Here is a 13,853-nt window from a genome sequence, read left to right as displayed (position 1 = left end):
GGTCGGTGGGGAGAACAGGGGAAGGGGACGCGGGTGATACGGTTGGAGAAAAGGCCGCAGCCGTCGCGGGCGTGGAGCTATGCGACCCCGGTGCTGGCGGTGGTGATCACCATGATCGCGGGCGGCATCCTGTTCGCTTTCCTCGGCAAGGACCCGTTCCTTGCGATCAAGACAATCTTCTACGATCCGCTGCTCGGCGAGTTCGCCTGGTACTATCGCGGTCAGCTGCTGGTGAAGGCGGGGCCGCTGATCTTGATTGCCATCGGCCTGTCGCTCGGCTTTCGCGCCGGGATCTGGAACATCGGCGCCGAGGGACAGTACATCATGGGCGCGATCTTTGGCGCCGCGGTGGGCCTTGCCTTTTACCCGATGGAGGCGCGCTGGCTGATCTTTCCGCTGATGGTGATTGCCGGGGCGCTGGGTGGGTTCCTTTGGGCGATGATCCCGGCGATCCTGAAGACGCGGTTCAACACCAACGAGATCCTGGTTTCTCTGCTGCTGGTCTATGTCGCGGAACAGTTCCTGGCGTCGATGGCGCTGGGCGCGCTGCGCAACCCGGAAGGGTCCGGCTTTCCTGGAAGTCGCAACTTGCAGCAATACCCGGCGGCGGCGAACACGGAACTGATCGCAGGAACGGGGATGCACTGGGGCGTGGTCGCCGCCTTCATCGCAGTGATTGCCGCCTATGTCCTGCTGAAACGGCACATGCTGGGCTACCAGATCCGGCTGACCGGCGAGAGCCCGCGCGCGGCGCGCTTTGCGGGCGTCCGGCCGAACCTGCTGATCATCTTCTGCATGGGTATTTCCGGAGCACTGGCGGGCCTCGCCGGGCTGTTCGAGGTCGCCGGTCCGGCTGGCCAGATCTCCATCGACTTCAACTCGGGCTACGGCTTCACCGCGATCATCGTCGCCTTCCTCGGGCGGCTGCATCCGGTGGGCATCCTGCTTGCCGGCCTGCTGCTGGCGCTCACCTATATCGGCGGCGAGGCGGCGCAGGCCAACCTCGGCCTGCCCGCCGCGGCGATCCAGGCGTTCCAGGGGATGCTGCTGTTCTTCCTGCTGGCGGTGGACGTGCTGACCAACTATCGCATTCGCCTGCGCCGGACGGAGGCCGCCTGATGGATCTTTCCGCAATCAATCCCGCTGTCCTGCTGGCCTCGCTGATGGTCGCCTCGACGCCGATCCTGCTTGCCGCGATAGGCGAACTGATCGTCGAGAAATCCGGCGTGCTGAACCTCGGCGTCGAGGGGATGATGATCACCGGCGCGATCTGTGGCTTTGCCATCGCGGTGCAGACCGGGTCTCCTGCATTGGGCTTCGTTGGCGCGGCGGCAGGTGGTGCGCTGCTGTCAATGACGTTCGGTGTTCTGACTCAGTTCTTCCTGTCGAACCAGGTGGCGACCGGCCTTGCGCTGACGCTGTTCGGCCTCGGTCTGTCGGCCCTGCTGGGCCAGGGCTATGTCGGGATCAAGCCACCGCCGGTTGGCGATATCAACCTTGGTCCTCTGGCCGACCTTCCCTTCATCGGCCGCGTTCTGTTCCAGCATGATGCGATGGTCTACTTTTCGCTTCTGCTGGTCGCTGCCGTCTGGGCCTTCCTGAAATACACCCGCGCCGGGCTGATCCTTCGCGCGGTCGGCGAGAGCCACGACGCCGCGCATGCGCTGGGCTACAAGGTTGTCTGGGTCCGCCTGATGGCCATCGCATTTGGCGGCGCCTGTGCCGGGCTGGGCGGCGCCTATCTCAGCCTTGTCCGTGTGCCGCAATGGACCGAGGGTATGACGGCCGGCGCAGGATGGATCGCGCTGGCAATCGTGGTCTTCGGCAGCTGGAAACCGTGGCGCGTGCTGATCGGCGCCTATCTTTTCGGCGGGGTTACGGTTCTGCAACTGAACCTGCAGGCTGCCGGGCTGGCGGTGCCGGTCGAATACTTGTCGATGTCACCGTATCTGATAACCATTCTGGTGCTTGTCATCATGTCCTCGGGACGAGGCCGCGCGGCACTGAACGCGCCGGCCTCGCTGGGGCGCAGTTTCCATGCCTCGAGCTAGAGGCGCATTTCCGGCGGGCTGCCAAAGGCCCGCACAAGTCAGGGGAGTAACACCATGAAACGCAGAACAGTCCTTGCCGGCGGTGCCGCCGCCGCGGCGCTGGGCATGACCCGCGCTGCCTGGGCGCAACAGGAAACCGTCAAGGCCGGCTTCATCTATGTCGGGCCCAAGAACGACGGCGGCTGGTCGCAGCACCATCACGAGGCGGCGCTGGAGATGGCCGAACATTTCGGCGACAAGGTCGAACTGGTGATCCAGGAAAGCGTGCCGGAAGGCGCCGACTCCGAACGTGCGATGACCCAAATGGCGCTGGGCGGTGCCGACATCATCTTTACCACATCCTTCGGCTTCATGGACCCGACGATCAACGTCGCCGCGAAGTTTCCGGATGTGAAGTTCGAGCATTGCACCGGTTACAAGACAGCCGACAATGTCGGCGTCTACTCAGCCCGTTTCTACGAAGGACGCGCGGTGCAGGGTTTCCTGGCCGGCAAGATGACCAAGACCAACAAGATCGGCTACATTGCCTCTTTCCCGATCCCCGAGGTCATCCGTGGCATCAACTCTGCCTACATCCACGCCAAGCAGGTGAACCCGGACGTGGAATTCGCGGTTATCTGGGCCTTCACCTGGTTTGATCCGGCCAAGGAATCCGACGCAGCTCAGGCGCTGATCGAGCAGGGCTGCGACGTGGTGCTGCAGCACACCGACTCTACCGCGCCGCAGGCCGCCGCGCAGAAGGCGGGCGATGTCTACACCTTTGGCCAGGCCGCGGACATGGCGGAATACGCGCCGATGCCGCGGATCTCGTCGATCATCGACGTCTGGGCGCCGTATTACATCGAACGTGTGCAGGCGGTTCTGGACGGCACCTGGGAAAGCGACAACACCTGGGACGGCATCGGCGCCGGGATGGTTGGCATCGGCGAGATCTCTTCGGCTGTGCCGGATGACATCAAGACCGAGGCCGAGGCGCTGCGTGATTCCATCGCGTCGGGCGAGTATCACCCATTCACCGGCCCGCTGAACAAGCAGGACGGTTCTGCATGGCTCGCCGAAGGCGAAGTGGCCGACGACGGCACGCTGGCCGGTCTCAACTTCTACGTCGAAGGGCTGAAGGGCGATATCCCGAGCTGATCCGGCACCGGACTGACAATTGGAAGGGCCCGGCAGTGCCGGGCCCTTTTTCGTACCTGCACGCTACCAGGGCAGCATGCCGCCATCGGTGAAGAACCCGCCGGTCGGTCCGCTCTCGCCCAGCGTCGCATAATGCACCACCACGGCGGAGGCCTGTTCCACCTTGCGGGTGCCGCGATAGTCGTTGAACTCCGTCGCGGTGAAGCCGGGGTTGACCGAGTTCACACGGAACCCTTCCTGCCGAAGCTGCTTTGCCAGCAGGACGGTAAAGGCATTCAGCGCTGCCTTGGACGAGCAATAGGGCAGCGAATCCACCCAGCCATAGGCGAAGTCCGGGTTCGAGTGCTCGCCCAGCGATCCCAATTCGCTGGTCACGTTCACCACCGTCTTCGACGCGCTTTCGCGCAGCAGCGGCATCATCGCCCGCGTCACCGCGATGGGCCCGTAGACGTTGGTCTCGTAGACCTGCCGCATCGTGTCTCGCGTTGCCTCCGCCGGCTTCTGCCAGTCGCCGGAGATGCCGGCGTTGTTCACCAGCACGTCCAGCCGCCCGGCCTTTTCGCGCACTGTCTCCGCCGCGGCGGCGATGCCCGCGTCATCGGTCACGTCGATCACTATGGGCACGACCTCGCCCGGCTGGTCCGCCAGCTCCGCCGCTGCGGATATTCCGGCCTCCAATGACCGGCACCCGAGGAACACCGTGTAACCCTTTGCCGCAAGGTCCGCGACCACCTGCCGCCCGATTCCGCGCGTGCCGCCGGTGACCAGCGCGATCTGTCCGTTCTCTGTCATGACACTCTCCTTGACTGCGTCTGGAGATGATATATGAAGAAACCTTCAGGTTCTGAATTCGCATTCCATGAGCACCGCCGCATCCCCGCTTCGCCCAAGAAAACAACCGGTCCAGGACCGGTCACGCCTGACCGTCGACGCGATTCACGTCGCCACGATTCAGGTTCTGGCGCGCGAAGGGATCGCCCGTTGCACGACGACACGGGTGGCCGAGCGCGCCGGTGTGTCGGTGGGAACGCTGTACCAGTACTACGCCCAGCGCGAGGCGATGCTGGCGGCGGCGCTGGAGCGGCACATGAAGCGGATATCGGGCGCGGTCGAGGAGGCCTGCGCCACCTGGCACGGTAAGACGCTTGAAGAGATGGTCACCGGTCTGGTTCACGCTTTCCTCGCCGCCAAGTTCGAGAATGCCGAGGAATCCCGCAGCCTTTACGCGGTAGCGGAGACCTATGGCGGCAATCAACAGATGGAGCAGGCGCGGCTGCGCATCCGCGGCTGCCTCGCCGCGATGCTTGCTTCGGCGCGTGATGTTCGGATCGCGGACATAGATACTGCGGTCAGCTTCTTTCACATCGCGCTGATGGCGCCGGCGCGAGCCCGCCTGGTAGGCGAGCTTAAGGAGATGCCCGAGACCATGTTCGAAGAGAATGTCGTACGCCTTCTCCTCGGCTACCTGCGGGCGCTGCCGCAGGACTGAACGGGCTGCTCAGACGGTCAGTTCCCTGTAGAACGCGATGTCCCCGGTTATGCCCAGCCGGGCCATCGTCTCGCGCGGATCGAAGCCGCTTGCGTCCTGCGCTGCCTTCACCCGCTTCACCGCGCCGTCGATTGCCGCCTGATCCGCCCATTCCACCAGGGTGATCAGGTTGAACGCTCCGGGTCCGGCATATTGCTCGTAGACCACGTCGCGCACGAAGCCCTGGCAGCCGCGCAGGACCTCGTGGGTTTCGGCCACCCGTGCCAGGAATTCCGCGCGTGCCGCCTCCGGCACGGTGAACTTGTCGATGCGAAATGAGTGCGAAGCCATACGACTCTCCATTATGACAGGGTGTTGTCATATCGTGTTTGACAGTTTGCTGTCAATGTGCAGACTTCCCGCATGACCACGCAACTCAGCCACAAGGGCGCCGCCACCGGCCGCGTCATTTTCGAGATCCTCCGCCTGTCGGGCCGCCTAGCTGCTGCCGGCGACGCGCTGGTTGGCGATATCGGCCTCACCAGCGCTCGCTGGCAGGTCCTCGCCACGGCGGATTTCGCGAAACGTTCACCTACGGTGTCCGACATCGCACGGCGCCTCGGGCTCGCCCGTCAGTCCGTACAGCGCCTGGTCAACGAACTTGCCGCCGATGGCTTTGTGAGGCTGGAGGATAACCCCGCCCACAAACGCGCGAAGCTGGTCGTGGTGACCGAAAGCGGAAAGGACATTCTGCAGCAGGCCGAAGCGCGCCGCGCGCCGTGGACGGAAGGTCTTGCCGACCCCCTGCGTCACCTCGACATTGCCGCCGCTGAGTCTGTGCTCGCAGGTCTCAGACAAGCGCTGGACAAGTCGGCCTGATACCATGGCCCACGCTGGGCGCGCTGTTGCTTCTGGCAACGCGATCCCAAGCCTAATACCGCTTGCGCACCTGCCCTATTCCTCGCCCCATGTGACATAGGCGATCTCGATCCCGCCGCCGGTCTCGGTTACCTGTACGCGACCGACGCGGCCGAGGTTGGTTTTTATGCAAACCACCGAGCCGCCTTCCAGATCCGACAAGCGCAACGGCGTTTCATCGTAGGATTCGCTGCTGCAGGCCTGCAGGCTTCGGTCCGAGCCGTCGCCGAGCGACAGCTGCGCGCCGTTGACCACTTGCAGAACCTGCGCGCCGCCATCGACCGCGCGCCACCACAGGTCGGCGCCCGCGGCACTGGCCGTTCCGGCGTCGAGGTTGACGCGGCCGTTCCGGGTGACGGAGAGGGTACCTTCGGAATGGATCACGGGCGGCGGCGGCGGCGGCGGCGGGAGGTAACCGACATAGACCTTTACCGAGGACGCCGCGTCGTCGAGGCGGCGGTCCAGTTCAGTGGCGCTGGCCAGCCAGTCCATGCAGATGCCGCCGAGATCGGGCTCTGTGCAGAGCCGCACGCGAGCCTCGCCGGAGAGCTGGACGGAGCTGAAAACGTCCTGTTCGGAAGCGTCGAGCCGAGCGTAGTCGCCGACATCGAGGCAGGTGCGGTCACCGCCAAAGCTCGGCTCGGTGAAGAAACAAGCAATGTCGCCGGGCGGTGGCGGAGGCGGCGGGGGTTCGACGCCGGGGGGACAGGTCGCCTCGAAGCGCGGCTCGGGCAGCGCGACGTTCAAATTCCAACTGCAGGCCGGGTTGGCCTGCGGATATTCCGGGCCAGCGGTCAGGTAACGCGAAGCGACCCAGCCTTCCTGCCCGGCGCCGGCGACAAGGCACCAGCCATCCGCGTCGCAGCGCAGGATTTCCACGACATCCCCAGGGGCCAGTCCGCCAACAACTGCATTGCCGCCTCCGGCAGCGGCGCGGACGTTAAGGTAAGTTGTGGAAGCGCCGGTGCCGGCATGCCCCGGGGAAATCCCGGATACCATGGCGGCAAAGGCGAGCGCTGTGGCAGCAGTCGCGCGCATCAAATTCTCCAGTTCTGGCCCGGTCGGCTGGCAGGCGCCGGGTCGGCAATAATCCGCGCAAGGATTGCCGGATTCGCCGCCATGCGGCAACCCACTGGATATGCTGAATTATGCGTGGTGGTTCCGGCGCAACTGTACGCCGGGCGTACAGCAATCGTACACAACCAGTGCACGATCAGACTGCACATTCATGCGGCAAACCGGAATGGGGAGAGCGCCGCGACGATAGCCGGTTCCAATTCCGGGGGTGTGCCGCCGATCACGTCGGCGGCCAGCCGCGATGCCGCGGGCGAGGTCTGGAAACCGTAGCCGCCCTGCCCGGCATGCCAGAAGAAGTCCGGCGCGTCGCTGGCGAAACCGATGACCAATGTCCGGTCCGGCGCGAAGGTGCGCAGGCCGGCCCAGTTGCTGTCCATCCGGGTCACCGGTTCGGTAACCGCGTTCTCGTAGCGCGCCAGACCCTCGGCCAGCACCATGTCGTCGGCCCAGGCGTCGTGCGGGTCCATCGGATGTTCCTCGGCCGGGGAGACGAGCAGCTTGCCGGCGTCCGGTTTGGCGTACCATGTCTCTCCCGGGCCGAACATCATCGGCCATTTGGAGACGTCGTGACCGCCCGGCGCCGGGATGCGGGCGATGGAGCGGCGGTAGGGCTGGAAGCCCAGCGGCGCGACGCCTGCCATTCTCGCGACTTCGTCGACCCAGGCGCCGGCTGCGTTCACCAGAATGCGGCCCTCGAAGCTGCCTTGCGCCGTTTCGACCACCCAGCCGCCTTCCTGGCGCGAGATCCCCGTGACCCGCGCCTTAAGGTTCACGCTGCCATTGGCGCGCGCCTCCCGCGCGAAGTTCTGGATCAGCCGGTCGGTGTCGATGTCCCACGTGTCCCAGCGGAGACCTGCCGCCGTCACCGTCTCCGGGTTCAGGATCGGGATGTGCGACTGCGCTTCGGCGAAGTTCAATGGATTCAGTTTCAGCGTCTTCATGTCGGCGGCGAAAGCGGCTTCGTCGCCCTTGGTACAGAGCAGCATGATCCCGCGCGGCGACAGCACGCCGCCATTCGCATCTGTCAGATAGTCACGGCTGGCGAGGTTCAGAGCGACCACCGAATCCTTGCCGTATGTCGCCTCGTAGAGCGCCGCCGAGCGGCCGGAGGCGTGGTAGCCCAGTCCTTCCTCTGCCTCGAGCACGCAAACCGTGCCGAGATGCGACAGCCGCGCCGCGACAGAGACGCCGGCGATCCCGCCGCCGACGATCAGAAAGTCGTTCATGCCTCCTCCAGCCGGTCCGTGGCGGGTGCCGGGGTCGGCGTGAGCGAGGTCAGCATGTCATAGGTGCGCTGGTCGAGCGTGTGCGTTATCGCTGCCAGCGATGGCTGTAGTTGTTCCAGCGTCCGGGCGCTGATGATCGGGGCGGTGATCGCCGGATTGTGTGCCACCCAGGCGACGGCCAGTGTGATCGGCGACACTTCCAGATCTTCGGCCACCTCGCTCAGCTCCACGGCGGCTTCGTGCATCCAGTCCTGCGCGTAACGTTTCTTGTACATTTCGTTGTCGACCAGCCGCCCCTCGCCGCCTTTGGCATACTTCCCGGTCAACAGCCCGCCGCCCAACGGCGAATAGGGGCAAACCGCGAAGCCTTCGGACAGGGCCATCGGCAGGATCTCCACCTCCACCTGCCGCTTCACGAGGTTGTACATCGGCTGCAGCACATCGATTGTCAGCGCGAAATCATGCGCGACCCGCACTGCCTTCATCGTCTGCCAGGCCGAGAAGTTGGAGATCCCGATATGCCGGACCTGCCCGGCCTCGACCAGTTTGGCCAGCGTCTCGAAGGTTTCTTCGACCGGCGTGTCGTCGTCCCAGCGATGCAGGTAAAGAAGGTCGACATATCCCATGTCGAGCCGTTTCAGGCTTTCCTCGAACTGCGCCGTGATGTTCGCCGCGGTGCTGGGGGCAGGATGCGCGCATTTGGTCGCCAGGAACAGCTTCTCCCGTTCCGGCGCGGCGAATTTGCCAAGCAGCGTTTCCGACTGCCCGTCGGTGTAACCGTAAGCGGTATCGAAGAAATTGATCCCGGCGCTGCGGCAGGCGTCGAACATCTCCTTTGACTGTGCCTCGTCGGCACGGCCGCCGAACTGCATCGTGCCGAAGCAGAATTTCGAGATCGGGTCACCGTTTACGGAATTCAACTCGGGTTGGCTGGACATGCGGTCTCTCCCGTTTTGACCAAGACCTACCGGGCCGCCGGGGCGGGGGCAAGTAGCAGTCATTCACCTTTCGGGTTGACTGATCGAGCAACTCGCTTTAATTCATCCATATGGTTGAACGAGAAGACAGCGACCGGCTGACCGAGGTGCTGAAAGCAGCATCGGACCCGAACCGCCGCAGGATCCTGACGATCCTGGTGCAGGAGGGCCCGCTGCGGGTGACCGACCTCGCCGGGCGTTTCGACATGAGCCTCAATTCCGTCTCCAAGCATATCAAGGCGCTGGAGAAGGCGGGCCTCGTCAGCCGCAAGACCGAATGGCGCGAACATCTGATCGCGCCGGAAATGGAACCGCTCCGCCTGATCGACGCATGGTTCGCCGAGTTGAGGAGCAGCTGGGACATGCGGCTGGAACACCTGGCCGCGATCTTTTCCGAGGAGAACGACGATGACGACTGACCTTTCGCTGCGCGTGACCCAATCCGTTCCCGCCAAGCCCGAGCGTGTGTTCGACGCCTGGCTGGACCCGGAGATGATCCGGCGTTTCATGCTGACCGGTCCGGGAACCGGCGTGAAATCGGCAACCAACGACCCGCGCGTCGGCGGCCGCTATGACATCGTGATGACCAACGACATGGGAGAGATCCCGCATTGGGGCGAATATCGCGAAATCGACCGCCCGAACCGGCTAATCTTTACCTGGAACTCGCCGCATGCGGCGCCGGACAGCCTGGTGACGCTGACCTTCGAGCCGGAAGGCGCAGGGACGCTGGTGACGCTCTTTCACGAGAAATTCCCCTCGGAGGGCTCGCGCGACGGGCACGAAAAAGGGTGGACCGGGATCCTTGGCACGCTCGCGGACGTGCTGGGGACGACGGCATGACCGCTGCCGTGTCACGGGACGACTGGACCCGGGCGCGTATCGGCCTTCTCGCCCACGAGAAGGCCCATATGCGGGCGCATGACGAACTGGCGGCGGCGCGGCGCGCGCTGCCGCGGGTTCTGATCGATGCTTCGTACAGGTTCACCTCGGAGAGGGGCGGCGAGACGCTCGGCGAACTCTTCGACGGGCGGGCACAGCTTGCCGTCTACCACTTCATGTTCGCGCCGGACTGGGAGGAAGGCTGCAAGTCCTGCTCCTTCTGGGCGGACAACATGAACGGCATCGACGTCCACCTGGCGCATCGGGATACGACCCTGGTGCTGGTGTCCTCGGCGCCGTTCGAAAAGCTCGACGCTTACCGGGGCCGGATGGGCTGGACCCTGCGCTGGGTCTCTTCGAATGGAATCGATTTCGGCCGGGACTTCGGCGTCAGCTTTCCGGAAGCGGAGCGGGTGGAGTCGGAATACAATTACGGCTCGATGACACCGCCGCCGCAGATCGAGATGCCGGGGCTGTCTTTCTTCGCGAAGGAGGGGGAGGCGGTGTATCACACCTATTCCACCTACGGCCGCGGGATCGAGGAGATCAACGGCGCCTACCGGCTGCTGGACATGACCGCGCTGGGGCGGGACGAGCCGCCGGGCCGGGGCATGGGCTGGCTGCGCCGGCGGGACCAGTACTGAGACTTGCGCGGGCGCTATTTCTGCCAGCGCCTGCCGGTCAGGCGGCGGTGCCGCGGCGGCCGAAGAGAGTCAGCGCCAGCGCCGCGATCAGGTAGGCAGCAAGAACAAGGATGGCCGTGCCGATCAGGAACAGCACCAGCGCGATCGTGAGCATCGGCGCTCCGGTCGACGTAGCCCAGGCGCCGGGCAATAGCGCCAGCAGCGGTGAGGGCAGCGCGCCCGTCACAATGACCGCGCCAAGTGTGGCGGCGAAGAGCGCCAGCAGCGCGAGGCCGGTGACGGCGACGGCGGCGGTCACTCCGCTGCCCTGCCCAGACGGGCGCAGCGCGCGCTTGAACGCACGGACCTGCTTTGACACGTCCTGCTGCATCGCCATCAACGCCGGCACCACCAGCAGGACCAGCACCATGCCGAAGCCCAGCCCATAGACCAGTGTGATCACCGTCGGTTTCAGGAACTGCGCGTCCTGCGATCCCTCGTAAAGCAGGGGCGCAAGGCCCAGGACGGTGGTCGCGGTCGTCAGCATCACCGCGCGCAGGCGGTCTGCAGCGCCGTCGATGATCGCCGGGATCAGGCCGCGCGTCTCGGCATACTCATCGACCGTTGTCACCAGCACGATGGAGTCGTTGATGATGATGCCGGTCATGCCGATCAGACCGACGACCGAGAACATCGACAGCGGCACACCCCAGTGGATGTGACCCCAGAAGGCGCCGACGAGGCCGAAGGGAATGATTGCCATTACCACGATGGGCCGAGTCCAGGAGCCGAAGATCCAGGCCAGCACGAGGTAAATGCCCAGAAGGCACATGATGAAGCCGTTCCTGGCGTCGCTCAGGAATTCGTTCTCCTGCTCGGCGAGGCCGGACATCTGCCAGGTGACGCCAAAGGTCGATTCCAGTCCCGGCAGGATCGTCTCCTCGAGCGCATCAATGATCTCGTTGGCGCGCGCCGGGTCGTCTTCGGAAATGTCGCCGGTGACCGAGACCAGCCGCAACCCGTTCTCGCGCCGGACGGTGGAGAACCCGGCGGCACGTTCGACGGTCACGATATCGGCCAGCGCGACATAGTCGCCGGAAGAGGTGCGCATGCGGGTTCGATCGAGGAAGTCGGCGGTCAGTTCGCCGGCCGGAAGCTCGACCCGGATCGCGCCAGTCCGGGGGCCGTCGGGATAAGTCGCAGCCTCGATCCCGTTCAGCCGGTGGCGCAGTACGCGGCCGAGGTCGCTGATCGTAAAGCCCAGCGCCTGGCCCTGCGGTGTCAGCTGCAGCACCAGTTCCTCTTTGTCGTAGGACAGCGAGTCCTCCAGCGCAGAGACCTCGGGGAACTGCGAGACCTGCGCCTTCAGCGATTCCGCCGCTTCCTTCAGGATGTCGCCGGACGCGCCGAAAAGCTGCACGTCCAGCGCGTCGCCTCCGGGGCCGCCGCGCCAGCCGCGGAAGCTGACGATCTCTGCCATCGGGTGCTGGCGGACCTCTTCCTGCAGCAGTTCGACGAAGCGGAAGCTGGAATAGGGACGCAGATCGGCGTCGATCAATTCGATGGCGATGGAGCCGAGCTGGTAGTCCTCCTTGTTTTCCACGCCCGACAGGGCACGGCCGGTGTTGCCGCCGATCTCGGCGATGACATAGTCGAGCGGGTTCAGCCCGTGTTCATCCTCCAGCCGTTCGGCGACGGCATCGGTCGCGCGCTGCAGTTCGCGCATCATTTCCATCGTGTCGGAGCGTGTGGCCCCCGGCGCCATCGCGATATTGCCCGAGACCGATCCCTGTTCCGGCGAGTTGAAGAACCGCCATTGCAGGTCGCCGCGGATGAAGGCGCCGATCTGCAGCGCCAGAAGCAGGAGCGCCATGGCCAACACAGGGTAACGCGCCCAGACCACCAGCTTCATCAGCCTGCGGAATATGGTCTCGCGGAACCAGCGGAATCCGATATTCACGTAACGCGACGGCATGTCGTACCAGCGAACCTTCACCGCGTTGCCGATGGAGTGCGACATGTGGTTCGGCAGGATCAGGAAGCATTCAATCAGCGACGCCAGAAGCACCACGATCACAGTGAACGGGATGTCGGCGATCATCTCTCCGAAGCGGCCGCTGATCACGGTCAGGCCAAAAAAGGCGATCACAGTAGTCACGGTCGAGGAGAAGACCGGGGGGAACATCTTGCGCGCGGCGTTCTCGGCGGCCTGCACCGGCGTTTCGGGCAGGCGGCGGGCACGATGGTCGGCGTGTTCCGCGACAACAATTGCGTCGTCCACAACGATGCCCAGCGTGATGATCAGCGCAAAGAGCGAGATCATGTTGAGCGTGAACCCCCCGACATACATCAGCGCGATGGCAGAGGTCATCGCGACGGGAATTCCTGCGGCGACCCAGAAGGCGGTGCGCGCGTTCAGGAACAGGAACAGCAGCGCAAGGACGAGGCCAAGCCCCATCAGGCCGTTGTCGAGCAATATGTTCAGGCGGTTGGTGATCGCCTCTGCCCGGGTGCGGATCAGGTCGATCTGAACGCCCTCGGGCAGGGTGAGTTCCATCTCGGCGGCGACATCCTCGACCTGCCGCTGGATCTTGATCGCGTCACCGCGGTCGGAGCGGTCGACACGGACCGAGATCGCCGGGTGTTCGCCGACGAAATAGGCGCGGTCGCGGTCGATGCCGCCGACGATGACATCGGCAACATCGCCGATCGTCAGTTTCGAACCGTCGGAATTTGAGCGCAGCGAAATGGCGGCGATCTGGTCGGCGCCGGTTTTGGCCACACCGGTACGGACGCGCGCATTGGCGCCGTCGACATCGCCTGCCGGGTCGGCCTCTGCCTCGCCCGCGATGGCGTCGGCGATCTCCTGCATGGTGATATCATGTTCGATCAGCGAGATCGAAGGCACCTCGACCACGGTCTCGGGATCGGCCAAGCCGCGGATGGTGGTTCGGGTCACACCCTCGGCGAAAAGCCTGGTGACGAATTCGTCTGCAAAGCGGCCAAGCTGATCGACGCCCACGGGACCGGTGATGACCACGTCTGTCACGCGGTCGCGCCAGCCGCCCCACCGGATCGTGGGTTCGTCGGCATCCTCGGGCAGGTTGCTTACCGTGTCGACGGCGGATTCCACGTCATCGGCTGCGCGGGACATGTTCCAGCCCGGCTCGAACTCCAGTTCGATCGAGGCTCGCCCCTCGCGGCTGACGGATTCGGACGCCACCACACCCTCGACGGCCAGCAGGACCGGTTCGAGCAGTTGTACGATGGCGCGGTCCACATCTTCGGCCCCGGCGCCGTCCCAGCTGACAGAAACGTCGATCTCGTCGACGACGATATCGGGGAAGAACTGTGCCCGCATACGGGGGAAGGCGAACAGCCCGGCGGCGATCATCAGCACCAGCAGCAGGTTCGCCGCCGTGGCGTGACGCGTGAAATAGGACAGGATGCCGCCGACGCGGGGGAAGCGTTCATCCATGCCGGGTTCCTCCGGC

14 protein-coding genes are annotated in these 13,853 nt (G+C 64.8%); 8 read left to right on the top strand and 6 right to left on the bottom strand.

The window, feature by feature from the left end:
• The first annotated feature begins 33 nt into the window (after positions 1 to 33).
• The 3 genes from HCO70_RS23755 to HCO70_RS23745 are packed head-to-tail and all read left to right on the top strand — an operon-like array spanning position 34 to position 3,188.
• A complete protein-coding gene (locus HCO70_RS23755) occupies positions 34 to 1,119 on the top strand; it encodes an ABC transporter permease (RefSeq protein WP_172300398.1) in 1,086 nt (361 codons plus the stop codon).
• A complete protein-coding gene (locus HCO70_RS23750; protein WP_172300397.1) occupies positions 1,119 to 2,051 on the top strand; it encodes an ABC transporter permease in 933 nt (310 codons plus the stop codon). Before HCO70_RS23755 ends, HCO70_RS23750 begins: the two co-directional genes overlap by 1 nt.
• A 54-nt stretch (positions 2,052 to 2,105) precedes the next feature.
• The gene (locus tag HCO70_RS23745) at positions 2,106 to 3,188 is read left to right on the top strand and encodes a BMP family ABC transporter substrate-binding protein (protein ID WP_172300396.1); all 1,083 of its coding nucleotides are present in this window, start codon (positions 2,106 to 2,108) and stop codon (positions 3,186 to 3,188) included.
• A 63-nt stretch (positions 3,189 to 3,251) separates the two neighbouring features.
• Here the strand turns inward: HCO70_RS23745 and HCO70_RS23740 are convergent, their stop codons facing one another.
• The gene (locus HCO70_RS23740; protein WP_172300395.1) at positions 3,252 to 3,980 is read right to left on the bottom strand and encodes an SDR family NAD(P)-dependent oxidoreductase; all 729 of its coding nucleotides are present in this window, start codon (positions 3,978 to 3,980) and stop codon (positions 3,252 to 3,254) included.
• Between the two features lie 67 nt (positions 3,981 to 4,047).
• Between HCO70_RS23740 and HCO70_RS23735 the strand changes: the two genes are divergently transcribed.
• Positions 4,048 to 4,677, top strand: a complete 630-nt coding sequence (locus HCO70_RS23735; RefSeq protein WP_172300394.1) for a TetR/AcrR family transcriptional regulator — start codon at positions 4,048 to 4,050, stop codon at positions 4,675 to 4,677.
• A 9-nt stretch (positions 4,678 to 4,686) separates the two neighbouring features.
• Here the strand turns inward: HCO70_RS23735 and HCO70_RS23730 are convergent, their stop codons facing one another.
• Positions 4,687 to 5,007 (bottom strand): antibiotic biosynthesis monooxygenase, encoded by a 321-nt coding sequence (locus HCO70_RS23730; RefSeq protein ID WP_172300393.1) that lies wholly within the window; start codon positions 5,005 to 5,007, stop codon positions 4,687 to 4,689.
• Positions 5,008 to 5,079: 72 nt separating this feature from the next.
• On the opposite strand from HCO70_RS23730, the gene HCO70_RS23725 reads away from it, so the two are divergent.
• Positions 5,080 to 5,535, top strand: a complete 456-nt coding sequence (locus tag HCO70_RS23725; protein ID WP_172300392.1) for a MarR family winged helix-turn-helix transcriptional regulator — start codon at positions 5,080 to 5,082, stop codon at positions 5,533 to 5,535.
• A 75-nt stretch (positions 5,536 to 5,610) separates the two neighbouring features.
• Here HCO70_RS23725 and HCO70_RS23720 read toward each other — a convergent pair whose 3' ends face one another.
• The 3 genes from HCO70_RS23720 to HCO70_RS23710 form a co-directional block, all read right to left on the bottom strand.
• Positions 5,611 to 6,612, bottom strand: coding sequence for an SH3 domain-containing protein (locus tag HCO70_RS23720; RefSeq protein ID WP_172300391.1), 1,002 nt, complete (start codon positions 6,610 to 6,612; stop codon positions 5,611 to 5,613).
• Between the two features lie 188 nt (positions 6,613 to 6,800).
• The gene (locus HCO70_RS23715; RefSeq protein WP_172300390.1) at positions 6,801 to 7,877 is read right to left on the bottom strand and encodes an FAD-binding oxidoreductase; all 1,077 of its coding nucleotides are present in this window, start codon (positions 7,875 to 7,877) and stop codon (positions 6,801 to 6,803) included.
• The gene (locus tag HCO70_RS23710) at positions 7,874 to 8,815 is read right to left on the bottom strand and encodes an aldo/keto reductase (RefSeq protein WP_172300389.1); all 942 of its coding nucleotides are present in this window, start codon (positions 8,813 to 8,815) and stop codon (positions 7,874 to 7,876) included. Before HCO70_RS23710 ends, HCO70_RS23715 begins: the two co-directional genes overlap by 4 nt.
• Positions 8,816 to 8,925: 110 nt before the next feature.
• Between HCO70_RS23710 and HCO70_RS23705 the strand changes: the two genes are divergently transcribed.
• The 3 genes from HCO70_RS23705 to HCO70_RS23695 are packed head-to-tail and all read left to right on the top strand — an operon-like array spanning position 8,926 to position 10,380.
• A complete protein-coding gene (locus HCO70_RS23705) occupies positions 8,926 to 9,273 on the top strand; it encodes a helix-turn-helix transcriptional regulator (RefSeq protein WP_172300388.1) in 348 nt (115 codons plus the stop codon).
• On the top strand, positions 9,263 to 9,697 hold the full coding sequence (locus tag HCO70_RS23700; RefSeq protein ID WP_172300387.1) for an SRPBCC domain-containing protein: 435 nt from the start codon (positions 9,263 to 9,265) through the stop codon (positions 9,695 to 9,697). Before HCO70_RS23705 ends, HCO70_RS23700 begins: the two co-directional genes overlap by 11 nt.
• Positions 9,694 to 10,380, top strand: a complete 687-nt coding sequence (locus HCO70_RS23695; protein ID WP_172300386.1) for a DUF899 domain-containing protein — start codon at positions 9,694 to 9,696, stop codon at positions 10,378 to 10,380. Before HCO70_RS23700 ends, HCO70_RS23695 begins: the two co-directional genes overlap by 4 nt.
• Positions 10,381 to 10,417: 37 nt before the next feature.
• Here the strand turns inward: HCO70_RS23695 and HCO70_RS23690 are convergent, their stop codons facing one another.
• A complete protein-coding gene (locus HCO70_RS23690; RefSeq protein ID WP_172300385.1) occupies positions 10,418 to 13,837 on the bottom strand; it encodes an efflux RND transporter permease subunit in 3,420 nt (1,139 codons plus the stop codon).
• Positions 13,838 to 13,853: the final 16 nt, after the last annotated feature.

This window comes from Pseudoruegeria sp. HB172150 (genome assembly GCF_013184805.1).
GTDB lineage: Bacteria > Pseudomonadota > Alphaproteobacteria > Rhodobacterales > Rhodobacteraceae > Psychromarinibacter.
This window is presented reverse-complemented; position numbering and strand designations above follow the sequence as displayed.

Coding starts and splice junctions, on each gene's coding strand:
- HCO70_RS23720 (WP_172300391.1), bottom strand. CDS start 6,612: ATGCGCGCGACTGCTGCCACAGCGCTCGCCTTTGCCGCCATGGTATCC.
- HCO70_RS23750 (WP_172300397.1), top strand. CDS start 1,119: ATGGATCTTTCCGCAATCAATCCCGCTGTCCTGCTGGCCTCGCTGATG.
- HCO70_RS23705 (WP_172300388.1), top strand. CDS start 8,926: ATGGTTGAACGAGAAGACAGCGACCGGCTGACCGAGGTGCTGAAAGCA.
- HCO70_RS23730 (WP_172300393.1), bottom strand. CDS start 5,007: ATGGCTTCGCACTCATTTCGCATCGACAAGTTCACCGTGCCGGAGGCG.
- HCO70_RS23700 (WP_172300387.1), top strand. CDS start 9,263: ATGACGACTGACCTTTCGCTGCGCGTGACCCAATCCGTTCCCGCCAAG.
- HCO70_RS23710 (WP_172300389.1), bottom strand. CDS start 8,815: ATGTCCAGCCAACCCGAGTTGAATTCCGTAAACGGTGACCCGATCTCG.
- HCO70_RS23740 (WP_172300395.1), bottom strand. CDS start 3,980: ATGACAGAGAACGGACAGATCGCGCTGGTCACCGGCGGCACGCGCGGA.
- HCO70_RS23690 (WP_172300385.1), bottom strand. CDS start 13,837: ATGGATGAACGCTTCCCCCGCGTCGGCGGCATCCTGTCCTATTTCACG.
- HCO70_RS23695 (WP_172300386.1), top strand. CDS start 9,694: ATGACCGCTGCCGTGTCACGGGACGACTGGACCCGGGCGCGTATCGGC.
- HCO70_RS23735 (WP_172300394.1), top strand. CDS start 4,048: ATGAGCACCGCCGCATCCCCGCTTCGCCCAAGAAAACAACCGGTCCAG.
- HCO70_RS23745 (WP_172300396.1), top strand. CDS start 2,106: ATGAAACGCAGAACAGTCCTTGCCGGCGGTGCCGCCGCCGCGGCGCTG.
- HCO70_RS23715 (WP_172300390.1), bottom strand. CDS start 7,877: ATGAACGACTTTCTGATCGTCGGCGGCGGGATCGCCGGCGTCTCTGTC.
- HCO70_RS23725 (WP_172300392.1), top strand. CDS start 5,080: ATGACCACGCAACTCAGCCACAAGGGCGCCGCCACCGGCCGCGTCATT.